16 protein-coding genes are annotated in these 17,383 nt (G+C 64.0%); 7 read left to right on the top strand and 9 right to left on the bottom strand.

The features are described from left to right. Window positions 1-240: 240 nt before the first annotated feature. Together UP09_RS11515 and UP09_RS11510 are read right to left on the bottom strand one after the other, a co-directional pair. Window positions 241-1,197, bottom strand: a complete 957-nt coding sequence (locus UP09_RS11515; protein ID WP_044538293.1) for a DnaJ C-terminal domain-containing protein — start codon at window positions 1,195-1,197, stop codon at window positions 241-243. 140 nt (window positions 1,198-1,337) lie between these two features. Next, entirely contained in the window at window positions 1,338-1,745 is a 408-nt protein-coding gene (locus UP09_RS11510; RefSeq protein ID WP_044538479.1) for an RT0821/Lpp0805 family surface protein, read from the bottom strand. 108 nt (window positions 1,746-1,853) lie between these two features. Here UP09_RS11510 and pdxH point away from each other — a divergent pair, with 108 nt between their 5' ends. Next, window positions 1,854-2,495 (top strand): pyridoxamine 5'-phosphate oxidase, encoded by a 642-nt coding sequence (gene pdxH, locus UP09_RS11505; RefSeq protein ID WP_044538292.1) that lies wholly within the window; start codon window positions 1,854-1,856, stop codon window positions 2,493-2,495. A gap of 67 nt (window positions 2,496-2,562) precedes the next feature. After that, complete coding sequence (locus tag UP09_RS11500; protein WP_044538291.1) at window positions 2,563-3,315, top strand: SDR family NAD(P)-dependent oxidoreductase; 753 nt, start codon at window positions 2,563-2,565, stop codon at window positions 3,313-3,315. Window positions 3,316-3,435: 120 nt separating this feature from the next. Here the strand turns inward: UP09_RS11500 and UP09_RS36925 are convergent, their stop codons facing one another. Both UP09_RS36925 and UP09_RS11495 read right to left on the bottom strand, forming a co-directional pair. After that, the gene (locus UP09_RS36925; protein ID WP_245301898.1) at window positions 3,436-3,657 is read right to left on the bottom strand and encodes a hypothetical protein; all 222 of its coding nucleotides are present in this window, start codon (window positions 3,655-3,657) and stop codon (window positions 3,436-3,438) included. Between the two features lie 185 nt (window positions 3,658-3,842). Beyond that, window positions 3,843-4,820 carry a magnesium transporter CorA family protein gene (locus UP09_RS11495; protein ID WP_044538290.1) on the bottom strand — a complete coding sequence of 326 codons (978 nt, stop codon included), beginning with the start codon at window positions 4,818-4,820 and terminating at the stop codon, window positions 3,843-3,845. Window positions 4,821-5,179: 359 nt separating this feature from the next. Here UP09_RS11495 and UP09_RS11490 point away from each other — a divergent pair, with 359 nt between their 5' ends. After that, entirely contained in the window at window positions 5,180-5,875 is a 696-nt protein-coding gene (locus UP09_RS11490; RefSeq protein WP_044538289.1) for a L,D-transpeptidase, read from the top strand. A gap of 103 nt (window positions 5,876-5,978) precedes the next feature. Here the strand turns inward: UP09_RS11490 and UP09_RS11485 are convergent, their stop codons facing one another. Further along, window positions 5,979-7,016 (bottom strand): extensin family protein, encoded by a 1,038-nt coding sequence (locus UP09_RS11485; protein ID WP_082070094.1) that lies wholly within the window; start codon window positions 7,014-7,016, stop codon window positions 5,979-5,981. A 76-nt stretch (window positions 7,017-7,092) separates the two neighbouring features. Between UP09_RS11485 and UP09_RS11480 the strand changes: the two genes are divergently transcribed. Next, window positions 7,093-8,721 carry a fatty-acid--CoA ligase gene (locus UP09_RS11480; protein WP_044538288.1) on the top strand — a complete coding sequence of 543 codons (1,629 nt, stop codon included), beginning with the start codon at window positions 7,093-7,095 and terminating at the stop codon, window positions 8,719-8,721. 262 nt (window positions 8,722-8,983) lie between these two features. Beyond that, complete coding sequence (locus UP09_RS11475; RefSeq protein WP_044538287.1) at window positions 8,984-9,838, top strand: DUF1499 domain-containing protein; 855 nt, start codon at window positions 8,984-8,986, stop codon at window positions 9,836-9,838. A 126-nt stretch (window positions 9,839-9,964) separates the two neighbouring features. Here the strand turns inward: UP09_RS11475 and UP09_RS11470 are convergent, their stop codons facing one another. The 4 genes from UP09_RS11470 to UP09_RS11455 form a co-directional block, all read right to left on the bottom strand. Further along, window positions 9,965-10,882: an MBL fold metallo-hydrolase gene (locus UP09_RS11470; protein WP_044538286.1), complete on the bottom strand. Its 918-nt coding sequence runs from the start codon at window positions 10,880-10,882 to the stop codon at window positions 9,965-9,967. 126 nt (window positions 10,883-11,008) lie between these two features. Then, window positions 11,009-12,223 carry an acyl-CoA dehydrogenase gene (locus UP09_RS11465; protein WP_044538285.1) on the bottom strand — a complete coding sequence of 405 codons (1,215 nt, stop codon included), beginning with the start codon at window positions 12,221-12,223 and terminating at the stop codon, window positions 11,009-11,011. 192 nt (window positions 12,224-12,415) lie between these two features. Continuing rightward, window positions 12,416-13,492 (bottom strand): 3,4-dihydroxy-2-butanone-4-phosphate synthase, encoded by a 1,077-nt coding sequence (gene ribB / locus UP09_RS11460; protein ID WP_044538284.1) that lies wholly within the window; start codon window positions 13,490-13,492, stop codon window positions 12,416-12,418. 129 nt (window positions 13,493-13,621) lie between these two features. Beyond that, the gene (locus tag UP09_RS11455) at window positions 13,622-15,349 is read right to left on the bottom strand and encodes a cation:proton antiporter (protein WP_044538283.1); all 1,728 of its coding nucleotides are present in this window, start codon (window positions 15,347-15,349) and stop codon (window positions 13,622-13,624) included. A 121-nt stretch (window positions 15,350-15,470) separates the two neighbouring features. On the opposite strand from UP09_RS11455, the gene UP09_RS11450 reads away from it, so the two are divergent. Both UP09_RS11450 and UP09_RS11445 read left to right on the top strand, forming a co-directional pair. After that, window positions 15,471-15,950 (top strand): DUF3124 domain-containing protein, encoded by a 480-nt coding sequence (locus tag UP09_RS11450; protein ID WP_044538477.1) that lies wholly within the window; start codon window positions 15,471-15,473, stop codon window positions 15,948-15,950. A gap of 73 nt (window positions 15,951-16,023) precedes the next feature. Continuing rightward, complete coding sequence (locus tag UP09_RS11445) at window positions 16,024-17,262, top strand: aminotransferase-like domain-containing protein (protein ID WP_044538282.1); 1,239 nt, start codon at window positions 16,024-16,026, stop codon at window positions 17,260-17,262. The last annotated feature ends 121 nt before the right edge of the window (window positions 17,263-17,383 follow it).

Here is a 17,383-nt window from a genome sequence, read left to right as displayed (position 1 = left end):
GATGCTCACGCGAATATGATCCGCGCCCGATCCGCCGATCGGCGCAGGCGGCCTCGATTGGGGTTTGGTACCGCGCTGGTCCCCCTCTCGAGGCCGCACTTCTTTTTCCGCCGGACTGTCTGCTCGCCGCAGAATCGGGACCGACGGCCTCTCATCCTTTGACGCGCTCACAATGCTGTCTGTCTACCCCGGCAAAGTCCGGGGCAGGTCAGTTTCGCATCTCAGGCGCGCTTTCGGCGGTCAGCCGAGATCGCTGCGCGGATTGTAGGGGTGTTGATCGCGCCACGTTTGCATCAATGCCTCGAGGTCGGCATCGTTCCCGTCGGGAAGGATGATGCGGGTGGTGACGTAGAGATCGCCTGATACGCCTGCCTTCGGCAGACCTTTGCCCTTGAGGCGGAAAATGCGGCCGCTCGAGGTGTTTTTCGGGATCGACAATTCGACCGCGCTGCCAAGCGTCGGCACGCGAACCTTGCCGCCGAGCACGGCCTCGTACAGCGTCACAGGCAGATCGACCCTGAGATCGTTGCCGTCGACCTTGAAGAACGGATGCGGCGCGATCGAGATCGTGATCAGGAGATCGCCGGGCGGATGACCCTGCGCGGTCTCGCCCTGGCCCTTCAGCCGGATCTGCTGGCTGGCGGTGACGCCTGCGGGAATCTTGACGTTGAGTTCGCGCCCGGTCGGCAGCCGGACGCGCTTCTCGCCCCCGTTGACCGACTCCTCCAGCGTGACAGTCATGGCGACGGAAAGGTCGAGGTCGACCCCGACCCCGCCGCCCTCGAATTCGAACGGGCTGGCGCGCCCAGCGCGGGCGCCGCCGCGATTGGCGTTGCCGAACATGCTGTTGAGAATGTCCTCGAAGCCGCCGCCACCCATGCCGCCGCCAGGACCGGCGCGGAACGTGTGGGACTCGAATCCACCAGGACCGGCGCGGCCACCCGCGCCGCCGCCGGGGAAGCCCTGGAAGCGCGGCTTGCCATCGCCATCGATCTCGCCACGGTCGAACTGCTTGCGCTTGTCCTCGTCGCCGATGATCTCGTTGGCGGTGTTGAGCTCCGCAAAGCGGTCAGCCGCCTTCGGGTCGTTTTTGTTGCTGTCGGGATGATGCTTCTTGGCGAGCTTGCGATAGGCGCTCTTGATCGTCGCGGCGCTGGCGCTCCGCTGCACCCCCAAGACCTCATAGGGGTCGCGCATCCGTCACGTCTCCTTTATGGGAAAAACAGTCCTGAATTCGGAACCCATTGGGCCCACTTCGCTTACATCTGGGGGCTCAGTGGCATTTTTGCAACTGGTCCGGCGTCCCAATTCACTCGCGGACGCCGGTGGCCGACCGCTCAGGACTTTCTCCACGGCTTCAAACTATGAATTTCCCACCGTCCCTGTCCACCCTTGCAAGCGGCGCCCTGCAGCCAGCTCTCGGTGGCTCCATTGACGTAGCTCGCAAGGAAGTCCCGGCAGGTCCGGCCGTCCTCGCCCGAATAGGCCTCGGCCAGCGGCGTCACCGAGCCGCGCGCGCCGGTCTCGGGATTCTCCCATGGCTGGCTGGCGTCCTTGTCGCCCTTCGTCAGGACGTCGGAGGCGGCGTTGCGGGCGAAGGCGAGATCGCCCTCCGACGGCATCTGCGCGCTCGCCTTGGTCGGGCTGATCGATCCCGTCACATCCTTGTCGTCCATCTTGGCGAAGGCATCGTTGCGCGACAGGCTGCAGCCGCCTGCACCGACGCCGATGAGAATCAATGTCACCACCGCGCCCGCGGGACGGATCGCGGATAGGCCAACGCGCGCCCATGTTCTATATAGGGCTAATAACGCGTTCTGGGACGCGGGCAGATGCAAATCGGAACCCCTGACATGACCGACACGACCTCCATCAAACACCCGGCACCGTTAACATCGGGTGATTTTACCGCAGCGGAGGATCCGTTCGCCCTGTTCGGCGAATGGTTTGCGGAGGCTGCCAGGTCCGAGCCGAACGATCCGAACGCGATGGCGCTCTCAACCGTCGATGCCGACGGCCTGCCTGACGTCCGGATGGTGCTGATGAAGGGCTTTGATGCCGATGGCTTCGTGTTCTACAGCCACATTGCCAGCGCCAAAGGCCGCGAATTGGCCGCAAATCCTAAGGCGGCTTTACTGTTTCACTGGAAATCGCTGCGCCGGCAGGTCCGCATCCGCGGAGCCGTCACGCCGGTGAGCGAGGCCGAGGCCGACGCCTATTTCGCCACCCGGCCGAAACAGGCGCAGATCGGCGCCTGGGCCAGCAAGCAGTCGCAGCCGCTGGAAAGCCGGTTTGCCTTCGAGCAGGCGATCGCCAAGGTCACGGCGAAACATCTGATCGGCGAGGTGCCGCGCCCGCCGGGCTGGAGCGGCTGGCGCATCACACCCTCACGCTTCGAGTTCTGGCACGACCGCCCCTACCGCCTGCACGACCGCATCGAATTCCGCCGCGACGGCGCAGGCCCGGCCTGGTCCAAGGTCCGGCTCTATCCGTGATGATCCCAGCCTGAACGACGCCGACCTGAAAGAAGCCGACCTGAAAGAAGCCAACCTGAAAGAAGCAATGTCCCCTCCGTCCAACGCGCCGCGCCGTACCCTGCTCCTCACTGGCGCCAGCCGCGGCATCGGCCACGCCACCGCCATCCGGTTTGCCTCCGCCGGTTGGCGCGTCATCACCTGCTCGCGGCACGCCTTTCCGGAAATCTGCCCCTGGGGCGCGGGACCGGAAGATCATATCGAGGTCGATTTCGGCGACCATGACGACACGGTTCGCGCGATCTCGGAGATCCGCAAGCGGTTGGTGAACGACGAGTTGCACGCGCTGGTCAACAATGCGGCGATCTCGCCGAAGGGACAAGGTGGCGCGCGGCTCGGCACCATGGACACCGATGTCGAGACATGGCTGCACGTGTTCCGCGTCAACTTCTTCGCACCGATCATGCTGGCCCGCGGGCTGATCGATGAGCTTCAGCACGCCAAAGGCGCGGTGGTGAACGTCACCTCGATCGCGGGCTCGCGCGTGCATCCGTTCGCCGGCGTCGCCTACGCGACCTCGAAGGCGGCGCTTGCTTCGCTGACGCGGGAAATGGCGTCCGACTTCGGCCGCGTCGGCGTCCGCGTCAATTCAATCGCGCCGGGCGAGATCGACACCGCGATCCTGTCGCCCGGCACCGAGAAGATCGTCGAGCAGCAGATCCCGATGCATCGCCTCGGCACGCCGGACGAAGTTGCCAAGATCATTTACGTTCTCTGTACGGAAACCAGCTCTTACGTGAACGGTGCGGAAATCCACATTAACGGTGGTCAGCACGTCTGAGAGTTGGATGGGCCGTCATTGCGGGGGGAAGGTTCCTGCTAAGCGATCCCGGCCGCCGCCGCGGCCGTCTGTCCGGATTGCTTCCACTGCAGGTGCAATGAGGCAACGAGGCTTCTGCCCCTAATCCGCGTAGAACCTGCGCGGCGTTTTCTCAAGCGGCTGCAGCGCGATGTCGTTCAACGCGCTGGAGCATTCGTCTTCGTTCTCACCATCGAGCAACGCAGCGCCACAGTGGCGGCAAAGTCTCGGCGAGATCGCCTGCACCCTGCCTCCTGCGCGGTCGTGTTGATAGCGCGCAAAATCGATGACGTTACGCCGTGGCGTTATGATTTTCTCAACCATTGCTGTCCTCCGGCTTCGAGGCGGGCGTTATCGCAGACAAGTTTCGCCCAAACGTTCAGCGCAACGCTCAAATTTTAGCAGAGGAAATGAGGCAGCCGCCCCAATCCCAAAACGTGACGCCCCGGACTCTTGTTTGACGCGTTTTCTTCACGCGAACCGGTATCCACTTCGCTCGAAAACGCTATCTACAGCCACTTCTTCCACTTGAAGAGCCAGTACGGGACGATTGCGGCTGCGAGCATCATGATCAGCGCCAGCGGATAACCGTGCGCCCATTCGAGTTCCGGCATCGTCTTGAAATTCATGCCGTAGATCGAAGCGATCAGCGTCGGCGGCATCAACACGACGGCCATCACCGAGAATAGCTTGATGATGTTGTTCTGTTCGAGATTGACGACGCCGAGCATGGCGTCGAGCACGAAGGTGATCTTGCTGGAGAGATAGGAGGCGTGGTCGGTCAGCGAGGCCACGTCGCGCTGCATGGTCTTGAGCTGCTCGCGCATGTCCTTGGACCATTTCACGCCCTCCATGACCGCGGACAGGAAGGTGACGAGGCGGCCGATCGAGACCAGGCTTTCACGGACCTTCGAGGTCAGGTCGCCCTTGCGGCCGATCGAGATCAGGATCTGCGAATATTGCTTGGCGTGGCCGTGGCGTTCGCTCTCGGGTTCGAAGATGTCATGGGAGACCTGGTCGATATCGGCGCCGCATTTCTCCAGGATGTCGGCGCAACGGTCGATCAGCGCGTCCAACAGTTCCATCAGCACCATCTCGCCGGTGATGCCGGGCGCGCAGGCGCGCGCCAGCTTGTTCTCGACCAGCGCGAACGGTTTCGGCACGTCGTAGCGCACCGTCACCAGGCGATGTCCCGCCAGGATGAAGGTAACGGCGGTGGTGCGCGGCATGTCGGTGTCGGATTGACACATCAGCGTCGCCGTCATGTAGCGCGCGCCGTTCTCGATATAGAGGCGGCTGGAAATCTCGATCTCCTGCATGTCCTCCCGGGTCGGAACCGCAATCCCTGCCAGCCTCTCGACCGCTCGGTCCTCCTCCCCGGTCGGGTTCACCAGATCGACCCAGACCGCGGTATCGGGCAGTGCCGCCAGGTCGCCCACGGCGGCCTTCTTGAGCGAGACATCGGAAGGGACGAACACCGACAGCATAAGGAACTCCACGAAACAGGCGGGCAGGCGGGGAGACAAGCGACAGACAGGTCCTTGGGACTTAGCGCGATTCTGGCAAGCGCTTCATGACCGGCGGATTAACCGGGCATCCATATTTGTGGCGGCCAGGTGGCGGTGACGTGGCGCCAGTTCGGCGACCGTTGCCTGTTTGCACAAAATTCGGCCCGGCACCAGAAAACTTGCGGCAAAAAAGCCACAGAGCGCGTCCCGCATCGCGGGAGGGGCATCTAAACGCTGGGAATAATGAGGGGTTTCGGCGATAATGCCCTTAATGGAATCGTGGCGTTTGGGGCGCAATATTGGCGCTTTAGGGCGCGGGTTTTCGATTGGACCGTATCATGTCGCTCAAAGTTACTTTCGGAATTCTGGCCGCGGGCCTGATGTTGTCGGGCTGTATGCAGGCCACGACCTATGAGGCAACCAACACCTCGACCTTCAAGCCGCACGACAAGGAACTGCTGGCCAAGAGCAGCTTCGTCCAGACGCCGGTCGCTGAGCCGTTCCGTCGCGCCATCGTTGAATATCACCGCAAGGAAGTCCCCGGATCGATCGTGGTCGATTCCGACAACCACTACCTCTACTACGTGCTGAATGACGGCAAGGCGATCCGCTACGGCATCACCGTCGGCGAAGAAGCGATGGCTTGGTCCGGCATCGCCAAGGTCGGCAGCATGACCGAGTGGCCGGCCTGGCACCCGACCCCCGGCGAAATCTCCCGCCTCGGCGTTCCCACCTTCGTGGCACCGGGTCCGGACAATCCGATGGGCTCGCGTGCGATGTACCTCTACTCGGGCGGCAAGGACACGCTGTTCCGCATTCACGGGACCAACCAGCCGGAATATATCGGCGCCTCGATCTCCTCGGGCTGCATCCGCATGACCAACGTGGATGCCATCGACCTCTACAACCGTGTCAAGATCGGCACCGTCGTGGTGGTGCTGGAGCCGAAACACGGCGACTCGCCGTACAATTCGCAGATGGCGCTGCAGGGCGGCGGCGGCAACAACACGGGCGCCGGAGCCACGGCCTACTGATCCGTCAGGGTATCTCGAACGCGTTCAAAAGCGCCGGTTTTGCCGGCGCTTTTTTGTTGCCGGCAAATAGCGGATAGGGAATGGCAAATGGGTTGGCCATTCGCTACTCGCCATTCCCCTTCTTTCCCCTTGCCTCATCTTCCTTCCGCGCAACCTCCCGCGGCGGCGCCTCCTCCGGGCGTTCGGCCGGCAACAGCGGCGCTGTCTGCGGCAGCGGGTCGTACACGTTCCACTGGCAGATCCGGTAATTGCTGCGCCGTTCCATCAGGTCGAGATGGATGTGGTCCTCATGGTACCAGTCCGAGCCCGGGCCGAGTACGGTGGAGAAACGCGCACAGACCGAACGCAGCACGCTCTCACGCAAGACGCGCGGCACGCTGCGATCGGTCAGCGAGATCGACGTGCCATTGGCGAGCTTGAAGGCGCGGACGTCGAGCGCATTGGCGCGGCCGTGCTCGGAGAGCGGTGCGCCGACGACGCGGTTGCGGCCGCGGCACTCAAACGAGTCGAAATTGTCGAGGCCGCTGATCGTGCTCCCCAGCCCCTGCGCGATCGGTGCGATATCGGATCGAACCCAGTCGGCGATTGCGGCTGCCATCTTGCAGCGGAGGATCGCTGCCGGCGTCACCGCTACCTTCCGCTTGTCCGGCAACACGATCGCTTCCAGCCGCACCAGATCCTCGCCGCCGCAACCGCCGGCACCATGGATGTCGGGAATGCTGGGTGCGATCGCGATCTCCTCGGTCAGCGCCTGCCGACAGGCCGAGAGCTGAGCTGTGGCGGGCGCCGGGGGCTCGGCAGGCCTCACTGCCTCGGCGGGTCTGGCGGTCTCCGGAGGGCCGGCCGGCCCGGCCGGCGCTTGCGTCTCGGCTGCGGGCTTCTCGGTCTCGGTCGCCGCCGGTGCCTCGGCCGGGCGGGGCTTGGGCAGCGGCACCACGTGGCGCGCGGTGGCCCGCGGCTTCGTCGGCCGGGCAAACAGGTCATCCCAGGGAAAGGCCGCCGGCCGGCGCGCCGCCTCCGCCGGCTCGGCCTGCATGCCAAGCCAGAGCAGGGCCATGGCAGCGGTAACCATTGCCGCGCCCCCGCGGCGAAACGCGCCATCAGCCCATTTTCGGCTTGCTTTCTCCGCGCTACAGTTCATGTCAATTCCGTGATGTCACTACCGGCCGCCCAAGATGCCGGTGGATCATGCGCGAGGATCGAGGAGGAATGTGCGTATGCTTGGCTTGATGCAAGACTGGCCGTTGCTGTGTCACAAGATTATTGAGCACGCCGCGAAATATCACGGTACGCAGGAGGTCGTGACGCGGTCGGTCGAAGGTCCGATTCATCGCACCAACTACGCCGAAATCCATGCCCGCGCACTGAAAGTCTCGCAGAGCCTGGAACGCGACGGCATCAAGCTCGGCGACCGCGTCGCCACCATCGCCTGGAACACCTGGCGCCACCTCGAGGTCTGGTACGGCGTCATGGGGATCGGCGCGATCTGCCACACCGTCAATCCGCGGCTGTTCCCGGAACAGATCGCCTGGATCGTCAACCACGCCCAGGATCGCATCGTCATCACCGACCTCACCTTCGTTCCGGTGCTGGAGAAGATCGCAGGCCAGATGCCGAGCGTCGAGCGCTACATCGTGCTGACCGACAAGGCGCATATGCCGGAGACCACGTTGAAGAACGCGGTCGCCTATGAGGACTGGATCGCGGCGTCCGACGGCAAGTTCCAGTGGAAGACCTTCGACGAGAACACTGCGGCTGCGATGTGCTACACGTCGGGCACGACGGGCGATCCCAAGGGCGTGCTCTATTCGCACCGGTCCAACGTGCTGCATGCGTTGATGGCCAATTCGAAGGACGCGCTCGGCACTTCCGCCGCCGACACAATGCTTCCGGTGGTGCCGTTGTTCCATGCCAACAGCTGGGGCATCGCCTTCTCCGCGCCTTCGATGGGCACCAAGCTCGTGATGCCCGGTCCAAAGCTCGACGGCGCCTCGGTGTATGAGTTGCTCTCGACCGAGAAGGTTACCCACACCGCCGGCGTGCCGACGGTGTGGCTGATGCTGCTGCAGCACATGGCCGCCAACAACCTCAAGCTGCCCGATTTGCAGATGGTGGTGTGCGGCGGCTCGGCGATGCCGCGCTCGATGATCAAGACCTTCCTCGACATGGGCAGCCAGGTGCGCCACGCGTGGGGCATGACCGAGATGAGCCCGCTCGGCACGCTCGCGACCCTGAAGCCGCCGTTCGACACACGCACTGGCGAGGAACGGCTCGACATCCTGCAGACCCAGGGCTACCCGCCATACGGCGTGGAGATGAAGATCACCGACGATGCCGGCAAGGAGCTGCCGTGGGACGGCAAGACCTTCGGGCGGCTCAAGGTCTCCGGCCCCGCGATCGCAAAGGCCTATTTCCGGGTCGATGCCAACATCCTCGACGAGAAAGGCTTTTTCGACACCGGCGACGTCTCCACGATGGACGAACACGGCTATATGCGGATCACCGACCGCTCCAAGGACGTGATCAAGTCCGGCGGCGAGTGGATTTCGTCGATCGATCTCGAGAACCTCGCAGTCGGCCATCCGGCGGTCGCGGAAGCCGCGGTGATCGGCGTCCATCACCCGAAATGGGACGAGCGGCCGCTTCTGATCGTGCAGCTCAAGCAGGGCCAGAATGCCTCGCGCGAGGACATCCTGAAGTTCATGGACGGCAAGATCGCGAAATGGTGGATGCCCGACGATGTCGCCTTCGTCGACGGCATTCCACACACCGCGACCGGCAAGATCCTCAAGACTGCGCTGCGCGACCAGTTCAAGGACTACAGATTCCCGACGGCGGCGGCGTAGCGCTTTCCCCTCTCCCCTTGTGGGAGAGGGTGCCCGCCCGAAGGGCGGGCGGGTGAGGGGTTCTCTCCACACGGCACAGTCTCGCAAGCGGAGAGAACCCCTCATCCGTCGCGGACTACGTCCGCGCCACCTTCTCCCACAGGGGGAGAAGGGCAGGACCGGCCCCCAAATCCCTTGAATTTGCCGCAGGTCCATGGTCTCACACGGCCTTTGGAGCCTGGCGTCCAAGCCCGGCAGAGCACCAACCGGCAGATTTCAGAGAATGGCGCGCAGGTTTTCCGCTCCCTACCAGCAGGAGCCCGTGTCCGGTCTCGCCACCTGGTCGCGCAACCTCGCCATCTTCTCCGTCGTCGCGGTCGCGGTCTCGATCATCATCGTCCGCTTCGGCTTCCTCGAGGTGAAGCCGGCGCTAATGACGTTCTTCGGCGCGCTGGGCTGCGCCGGCCTGTCAATGCTGGTCGGCCTCGCCGCCTTCGCCGCGATCTGGCAGAACGGCACCCGCGGCATGGGCCGGATCCTGCTCGCACTGATGATCGATGTCGTCGTGCTCGCCTACCCCGCCTACCTGACCTATCAGTACCGGAAGCTGCCGCGGATCTACGACATCACGACCGATCCGATCGACCCGCCGAAGTTCGAGGCGCTGGCGCGGCTGCGCACCGGCGAAGGCACCAATCCGGCCGCCTATGCCGGCCTCTATTCGGCCGAGCGGCAGCGCCTCGCCTACCCTGATATCGAGACCGTCGAACTCGAGGTTCCGGTCGACCGGGCCTATGAGGCGACGCTGCGGCTGGTCAACCGCCGCAAATGGCTGGTCATCGACGAGCGCGCGCCGCAGCTGCCGCGCCGCATCGGCCGGATCGAGGCGGTGGCGCGGACGCCGATCATGGGATTCCGCGAGGACATTTCGATCCGGGTCACGACCGACGGCGATGACTCGCGGGTCGATATCCGCTCCGCCTCGCGCTATTTCGATACCGATCTCGGCAGCAACGCCGCACGGGTGAAAAAACTGATCGACGATATCAATACCGCGGTCGACAACGACAACGCCAAGCCGGCGAAGAAGCCGCCGGCCGCGCCGAAGGCACCGGCGGCCAAGACGGTGAAGAAATAATCTCTACCTCGTCATTCCGGGGCTCGCGAAGCGAGAGCCCGGAATCCATTTCGCCACAGAGCCTGCGGTCCGATGGATTCCGGGCTCGCGCTGCGCGCGCCCCGGAATGACGATGGAGGGGTGCCTTTAAGCCAAACGGTACGTCCCGCCGATCACCGGATCGCCGTCCGTCGCCACGATCCCGCGCGCAACCAGATCCTCCAGATGCGCCAGCACGGAATAGCCGGCGGCATTGGCGAGCCGCGGATCGAGGCCGATATAGATCGCGCGCACCATGGTCGGGATGTCGGCCTCGCCCTTGCCGAGGCGGTGCAGGATCGAGGTCTCACGCGCGCGGCGATGACGCGTCAGGAAGCGGACGAAGCGCGGGCCTTCCGGAATCTCCGGACCATGGCCTGAGAAGTACAGTTGCTCGGGCCGCTGCTCGAGCCGCTCCAGCGAGGCCATGTAGTCGATCATCGAACCGTCGGGCGGCGCCACGATCGAGGTCGACCAGCCCATCACATGGTCGCCGACGAAGCTGATGCTGCGCTCGCCCCAGGCAAACGCCAGATGATTGGCGGTGTGGCCGGGGGTTGCGACCGCTTCCAGTGCAAACCCTGCACCTTCGATGACGTCGCCGTGCTTGACCTGCACGTCGGGACGGAAATCGCGATCGGCGCCGGATTCCGGATTGTGCTTCTCGCTCTCGAAGCGCGGCCGCGAGGCGCGGTGCGGGCCCTCGGCATAGACGGGCGCGCCGGTCGCGGCCTTGATCCGCGGCGTGTTCGGCGAGTGATCGCGATGGGTGTGGGTGACCAGGATATGCGTCACGGTCTCGCCTTTGACCGCATCGAGCAGCGCCTTCGCATGCGCCTCGTCATCGGGGCCGGGATCGATGATCGCGACCTTGCCGGTGCCTACGATGTAGCTGACCGTGCCGGTGAAGGTGAACGGGCTCGGATTGTTGCAGAGGACGCGCCGCACGCCGGGGCGGACTTCTTCGACCACGCCGGGCTTCAGCGGGAAATCGCGGTTGAACGGGATGTCGTCGTTGTCGGCCATGGCGGCGTCCGTATGCGGTCTCGTAGGATGGGTAGAGCGCAGCGAAACCCATCATGCGGCGCATGACGGGCGATAAGATGGGTTTCGCTTCGCTCTACCCATCCTACGCAGTCGTCGTGAGGTCGCTTACGAAAACGCCTGGATGCCCGTGATGGCGCGGCCGAGGATCAGGGCGTGGACGTCGTGGGTGCCCTCGTAGGTGTTCACGGTTTCCAGGTTCGCGGCGTGGCGCATCACGTGATATTCGATCTGGATGCCATTGCCGCCGTGCATGTCGCGCGCCACGCGGGCGATGTCGAGCGCCTTGCCGCAATTGTTGCGCTTGACGATCGAGATCATCTCAGGGGCCATCTTGCCCTCGTCCATCAGGCGGCCGACGCGCAGTGAGGCCTGCAGGCCGAGCGCGATCTCGGTCTCCATGTCGGCGAGCTTCTTCTGCACCAGCTGGGTGGCGGCGAGCGGCCTGCCGAACTGCTTGCGGTCGAGCGTGTATTGGCGGGCGCGGTGCATGCAGTCCTCGGCGGCGCCGAGCGCGCCCCAGGAGATGCCGTAGCGGGCGCGGTTGAGGCAGCCGAACGGCCCCTTGAGACCGGCGACGTTGGGCAGCAGCGCGCTTTCCGGCACCACCACATTGTCCATCACGATCTCACCGGTGATCGAGGCGCGGAGCGAGAGCTTGCCGTCGATCTTCGGGGCCGAAAGGCCCTTCATGCCCTTCTCCAGGATGAAGCCGCGGATCTGGTTGTCATGTGCGGCCGACTTGGCCCAGACCACGAACACGTCGGCGATCGGCGCGTTCGAAATCCACATCTTGGATCCGTTGAGCCTGTAGCCGTCGGCGACCTTCTCGGCGCGGGTCTTCATGCCGCCGGGATCGGAACCGGCATCCGGCTCGGTCAGGCCGAAGCAGCCGACCCATTCGCCGGTCGCAAGCTTGGGCAGGTATGTCTTGCGCTGGTTTTCGTCGCCATAGGCGTAGATCGGATACATCACCAGCGAGGTCTGCACCGAGTTCATCGAACGATAGCCAGAATCGACGCGCTCGATCTCGCGCGCCACTAGGCCATAGGCGACGTAGCTCGCATGGGCGCAGCCATATTCCTCGGGCAGCGTGACGCCGATCAGGCCGAGCTCACCCATCTCGTTGAAAATCTCGCGATCGGTCTTCTCGTCCAGATAGGCCTTGGTGACCCGCGGCGCCAGCTTGTCCTGCGCATAGGCCCGCGCGGTGTCGCGGATCAGGCGCTCGTCTTCGGTCAACTGGTCGTCGAGCAGGAATGGATCATCCCACTGGAAGCTGGCCGCAGCCGGTTTGTCCTTGGCCTGGGGGCGCACGCTCATGAAACTTCCTTTCGTATCTGTCTTCAGAATTTCGCGGATAAATTAAAGCGCTATGCTGCAAAGCGCAATTGAATTGGGATCATTGTCATTCCCGGGCATCGCACAGCGATGAACCCGGAATCTCGAGATTCTCGGTGCGCAACTGCGCACCTGAGGGTTCGATGCTCACGCATCGCCCCGGAATGACAATTACTAAGTCTCGAGTTTCTCGTTGGACAGGATCTCGATGCCGAAGCCGGACAGGCCCTTGTAGTCGTGCACCGACGACGTCAAATGGCGGATCGAGGTGACGCCGAGATCGCGCAGAATCTGCGCGCCGACACCGACTTCGCGCCACTGCTTGTTGCGGTCGGCCTCCGCGCTCTTCGCCTCGCCGACGGGCTGGACCGGAACGCCGGCGGCGCCATCGCGCAAATACACCAGCACGCCGCGGCCGGCCGTCTTGAACTGCCGCAGCACGGCTTCCATCCGCGCCGGGCCGGTGAAGAGGTCTTTCACGATGTTGGGCTTGTGCAGCCGTGTCAGCACGCTCTTGCCGTCGCCGATGCCGTTGTAGACGAAGGCGGCGTGCATGATCTCGTCGAACGGCGAGCGGTAGGCATAGCCCTGAAGCGGCCCGATCGGGCTCTCGGTGGTGAAGGTCGCGACGCGCTCGATCAGCTTCTCGCGCGCCTGGCGATAGGCGATCATGTCAGCGATCGTGACGTGCTTGAGCTTGTGAGTGGCGGCGAAATTCGCGACCTGCGCGCCCTTCATCACGGTGCCGTCGTCGTTCATCAGCTCGCTGATGACGCCGACCGGCGGCAGGCCGGACAGCCTGCAGAGGTCGACCGCGGCCTCGGTATGGCCGGAGCGCAGCAGCACGCCGCCGTCGCGCGCGATCAGCGGGAAGATGTGGCCGGGGCGCGCAAAATCGTTGGCGCCGGCGTTGGGATTGGCGAGCGCGCGGCAGCAGGAGGCGCGCTCCTCGGCCGAAATGCCGGTGCCGCCGTCGGGCTTGTAGTCGATCGACACGGTGAAGGCCGTGGTGTGATTGGACTCGTTGTGCGCCACCATCGGATCGAGCCGCAGCCGCCGCGCGTCCTCGCTCGTGATCGGCGCACAGACGATGCCCGAGGTGTGGCGGATGATGAAGGCCATCTTCTCCGCCGTGCAGAATGACGCCGCGACGATCAGATCGCCCTCGCCTTCCCGATCGTCATCATCGGTGACGACGACGAGTTCGCCCAATGCAAAGGCTTGCAGCACTTCCTGGATCGTATCGGCCATTGTCCTGACATCTCATTTATTTGCAGGCAGTGGATTAGCCGGGTTCCGAACCGCGCGCCAGTATCATTATGCAACCCGCCATGCGTCCAGCAGGCATACCAGGACGGTGGCGCGGGTCTGTGCCAGCCCCTAGGGCAACACCTCGCGCCGGTCGCCGAGCTGGACATCCATCTCGGCGCGCTTGTCGTCGAGCAGGCCGGCGTCGGCGGCCTCGATCACCGCATAGAGCTCGGCGGCGTCGCTGATCCGGGTCACCGTCACGTAGTTGGCGCCGGCGGCATAGAGGTCGTCGACGTCAGCCAACAGGTCCGCGGTTGCGACGATCTTCGCGGACGGGTTCAGGTTGCGGACGTGGCGCACCAGCTTCTCGTTGTTGGCGCCGACCAGCAGGAAATCCGGCACGCTCAGGATGATAATCTCGGCCTTGCTGATGCCGGCATGCACCAGCGTGTCGACATTGCTGATGTCGCCATAGATCACGTGCAAGCCGCGGTCGGACAGCGTGCGGAACACCAGCGGGTTGAAGTCGATGACGCTGATTTGCTCGAGCAACGACTGGTTCTGCCGCTCGACCTGGCTGAGCAGCGCGCTCGCCGCGCGAAAAAAGCCGAGGATGACGATGCGCCTGATCTCGCCGTGGCCGCCCTCCTGCCCGCTTTCGCCCTCCCGAACCTGGTCGAGGTCCCGCAGGCCGATCCGCTTCAAGGGACCGATCAGGCCACGCACGATCTGGTCGCTGCGGCCCATCGCGAAGGTCGAGAGCACCGCCAGCACCACGAAGGCGAACGAGGCCGCATTCGCGGTTTCGGTCGCGATGTGATTGGCGGCAACCCCGGTCTGGATCACCACCAGCGAGAATTCGGAGATCTGCGCCAGATTGATCGCCGGCAGCAGGCTGGCGCGCAGGCCCTGCTTCATCAGATAGAGCGGCGCAAACGTCGTCACCAGGCGGCTTGCCACCGTGAACGCCGCGATCACCAGCGCAAGCCCGATCACCGAGAGACCCGGAATCGGGATCGTCATGCCGAGCGCGACAAAGAACAGGGTGATGAAGAAGTCCCTGAGCGTCGTGACCTTCGCGGTGACGTCGAGCGCATAGGGGAAGGTCGACAGCGAGACGCCGGCAACCAGCGAGCCCATCTCGCGCGACAGCTGCAGCCGTTCGGCGATCTCGCCGATCAGGAAGCACCAGGCCAGCGCGCCGAGCAGCACCAGTTCGGGCCGGCGCGCGATCTGGTGGAACAGCCGCGGCAGCACGTAACGACTGAGCACCAGCGCGGTCGCGACCAGCACCGCGACCCTGGCGATCGACAGCAGCACCACGCTGATCTGAAGGTTGTCGAGGCTCGGCTGCACCGCCAGGAACAGGATCGCGAAGATGTCCTGCAGCACCAGAACGCCGAGCGTGATCCGCCCCGGCAGCGTATCGAGCTCGCGCTTCTCGTAGAGCACCTTGACGATGATGACGGTCGAGGACAACGCGCAGGCGATGCAGAGATAGAGTGCGTCGAACTTGCCACCACCGATCGAGAGCCCGATTGCCGCAAAGAACAGGATGCCGACGAGGCAGCCGCCCAGCAGTTGGCCGGCGCCGGCAAACAGGATCACCTTGCCGGCGCGAACGATCTTCTTCAGGTCGATTTCCAGCCCGATCATGAACAGCATGAAGATCAGGCCGAGCTCGGAGATGACGCTGATCGATTCCTGGGACTTGACCCAGCCCATGCCGAATGGACCAATGAAAAAGCCGGCGATAAGGTAGGCCAGGATCAGCGGTTGCCGGGAGAAATGGGCCAACAGCCCGAGCCCCCAGGCAAACAGGATGCAGAGCGTGATATCGCGAATGAGTTCGTGCATGCGTCAAGATTTCCTGTAGCTGCAACCTAGGGGGAAGAGCGTGAGGATCAACCAAGCAATGTGTCACATCCGCGCAGGCGGCATTTTTTTGGGTGTTCTCGCCTGCCTGCTGACCGTGCGGATGGGCGATGCGATCGCGCAATCCGCCGGATCACTCGAGCAGAACTTTGCGAATTCGCTGACCACGGTGCCCTCGGAGCCTCTCACCGTGTCAGGAGCATTCTATGTGCCGGTCTATTCCAGCGTCGCGATGAGCCAGGGCAAGCTCAGGGCCGATTTCTCGGTAACCCTGAGCGTGCACAACGCGTCCGAGACCAAGCCGCTGGTGCTGAAGCGGATCGCCTATTTCGACACAGCAGGCAAGATGGTGGAGAGCTACCTCAAATCTCCGGTCGCACTAAAACCGTTCTCGACCGTCGAGATATTCATCGCCACCACGGATACCCGCGGCGGCACCGGCGCCAACTTCGTGGTCGATTGGACGGCAACGAACGAGATTGCGGAACCGGTGGTGGAGGCGCTGATGGTCGGCGGCGTCGGCGCCGGACACTATGCCTTCATCAGCCAGGGCCGGCCGGTCAAATTGGTCGGCAAGAACTAACTTAGGCACGAACTGACTCAAGAATGGCCGCAACAGGCCTTCTCAACGAAAAACAAGACGGAGCGAAACAGCGATGGCCACCTCACCCCAGTTCGACTTTGCGCCCCTGCTTCCGGCCGGCCTGCCCGCGCCGGCCGCGCGGTGGACCGGGCTTGCAAAGTACAGCTTCGTCGGCGGCAACAATGATCCCGAGCAGGTCCCGGTCGACGGGCTGCTGGAGGCGGTCAGCGCCGTGCTGAAGCGCGACGGCCGGAATCTCGCGACCTACAACCTCGCCCACGGGCCGCAGGGCTATATGCCCTTGCGCGAATTCCTGCGCGAGAAGCTCAAGCGCGACGCCGGCATTGCCTGCACGCCGGATGAGATCATGATCGTATCAGGCTCGCTGCAGGCGCTCGATCTGGTCAATCAGACGCTGCTTGCCAAGGGCGACACGGTGCTGATCGAGCAGGAGACCTATCAGGGCTCCCTGAACCGGCTGACGCGGCTCGGCGTCAACGCGGTCGGCATTCCGCTCGACGGCGACGGCATCCGGATCGACGCGCTGGCCGCCGCGCTCGCCGACCACAAGCGGCGCGGCATCACGCCGAAATACATCTACACGATCCCGACCGTGCAGAACCCGACCGGCTCGATCCTGCCCGAGAGCCGCCGCGCCGAGATGCTGAAGCTCTCGCAAGAATATGGCGTACCGATCTTCGAGGATGATTGCTATGCCGATTTGATCTGGAGCGGTGAGCGGCCGCCGGCGATCTACGCCATGAGCAAGCATGGCGGCGTAATCCATATCGGCTCGTTCTCCAAGTCGATCGCGCCGGCGCTACGTGTCGGCTTCATCGTCGCGCCCTGGGAGATGACGTCACGGATGCTGGCGCTGAAGACCGATGCAGGCTCCGGCGCGCTGGAGCAAATGGTGCTCGCCGAATACTGCGCCCCGCATTTCGCCACGCACGTGCCACGGCTGACGCGCGGCCTGCGCGCCAAGCTCGACACGTTGATGGAGGCGCTGAACGAGCAGTTCGGCACCGCAGCCGAGTTCGAGGCGCCGAAGGGCGGCATCTTCCTCTGGGTCAAGCTGCCCGACAATGTCGACACGCTGAAACTCTATCAGGCGGCGCTGGCCGCCGGCGTCTCGATCAATCCGGGACCGGAATGGTCAACCAGCAAGGCCCATTCCGGCAGCCGGCTGCGGCTCTGCTTCGCCAGCCCCTCGCATCAGCAAATCCGCGAGGGCGTCGCCGTGCTCGCCGAGGTGTGTCGCAAGGAGTTCGGCGTGCCGACGCGAAGCAGCAATGTGGAGAAGCGGGGGTAGAGATCCATCCACGCAAGCCAAAAACACCGTCCCTGAACAACCGTTCAGAAAACTTTTCCGATTTCCCAGGAACGTTCCCATCGCTGCGCTGTTTCATTCTCGCTCAATTGAGGAGGACAAG

This window comes from Bradyrhizobium sp. LTSP885, from assembly GCF_000938305.1.
In the GTDB taxonomy this organism is placed as follows: domain Bacteria; phylum Pseudomonadota; class Alphaproteobacteria; order Rhizobiales; family Xanthobacteraceae; genus Bradyrhizobium.
Note: the sequence above shows the minus strand (reverse complement) of the source record. Positions and strands in the feature narration are given on the sequence as shown.

Coding starts and splice junctions, on each gene's coding strand:
- UP09_RS11515 (WP_044538293.1), bottom strand. CDS start 1,197: ATGCGCGACCCCTATGAGGTCTTGGGGGTGCAGCGGAGCGCCAGCGCC.
- pdxH (WP_044538292.1), top strand. CDS start 1,854: ATGACCGACACGACCTCCATCAAACACCCGGCACCGTTAACATCGGGT.
- UP09_RS11500 (WP_044538291.1), top strand. CDS start 2,563: ATGTCCCCTCCGTCCAACGCGCCGCGCCGTACCCTGCTCCTCACTGGC.
- UP09_RS36925 (WP_245301898.1), bottom strand. CDS start 3,657: ATGGTTGAGAAAATCATAACGCCACGGCGTAACGTCATCGATTTTGCG.
- UP09_RS11495 (WP_044538290.1), bottom strand. CDS start 4,820: ATGCTGTCGGTGTTCGTCCCTTCCGATGTCTCGCTCAAGAAGGCCGCC.
- UP09_RS11490 (WP_044538289.1), top strand. CDS start 5,180: ATGTCGCTCAAAGTTACTTTCGGAATTCTGGCCGCGGGCCTGATGTTG.
- UP09_RS11485 (WP_082070094.1), bottom strand. CDS start 7,016: ATGAACTGTAGCGCGGAGAAAGCAAGCCGAAAATGGGCTGATGGCGCG.
- UP09_RS11480 (WP_044538288.1), top strand. CDS start 7,093: ATGCTTGGCTTGATGCAAGACTGGCCGTTGCTGTGTCACAAGATTATT.
- UP09_RS11475 (WP_044538287.1), top strand. CDS start 8,984: ATGGCGCGCAGGTTTTCCGCTCCCTACCAGCAGGAGCCCGTGTCCGGT.
- UP09_RS11470 (WP_044538286.1), bottom strand. CDS start 10,882: ATGGCCGACAACGACGACATCCCGTTCAACCGCGATTTCCCGCTGAAG.
- UP09_RS11465 (WP_044538285.1), bottom strand. CDS start 12,223: ATGAGCGTGCGCCCCCAGGCCAAGGACAAACCGGCTGCGGCCAGCTTC.
- ribB (WP_044538284.1), bottom strand. CDS start 13,492: ATGGCCGATACGATCCAGGAAGTGCTGCAAGCCTTTGCATTGGGCGAA.
- UP09_RS11455 (WP_044538283.1), bottom strand. CDS start 15,349: ATGCACGAACTCATTCGCGATATCACGCTCTGCATCCTGTTTGCCTGG.
- UP09_RS11450 (WP_044538477.1), top strand. CDS start 15,471: ATGGGCGATGCGATCGCGCAATCCGCCGGATCACTCGAGCAGAACTTT.
- UP09_RS11445 (WP_044538282.1), top strand. CDS start 16,024: ATGGCCACCTCACCCCAGTTCGACTTTGCGCCCCTGCTTCCGGCCGGC.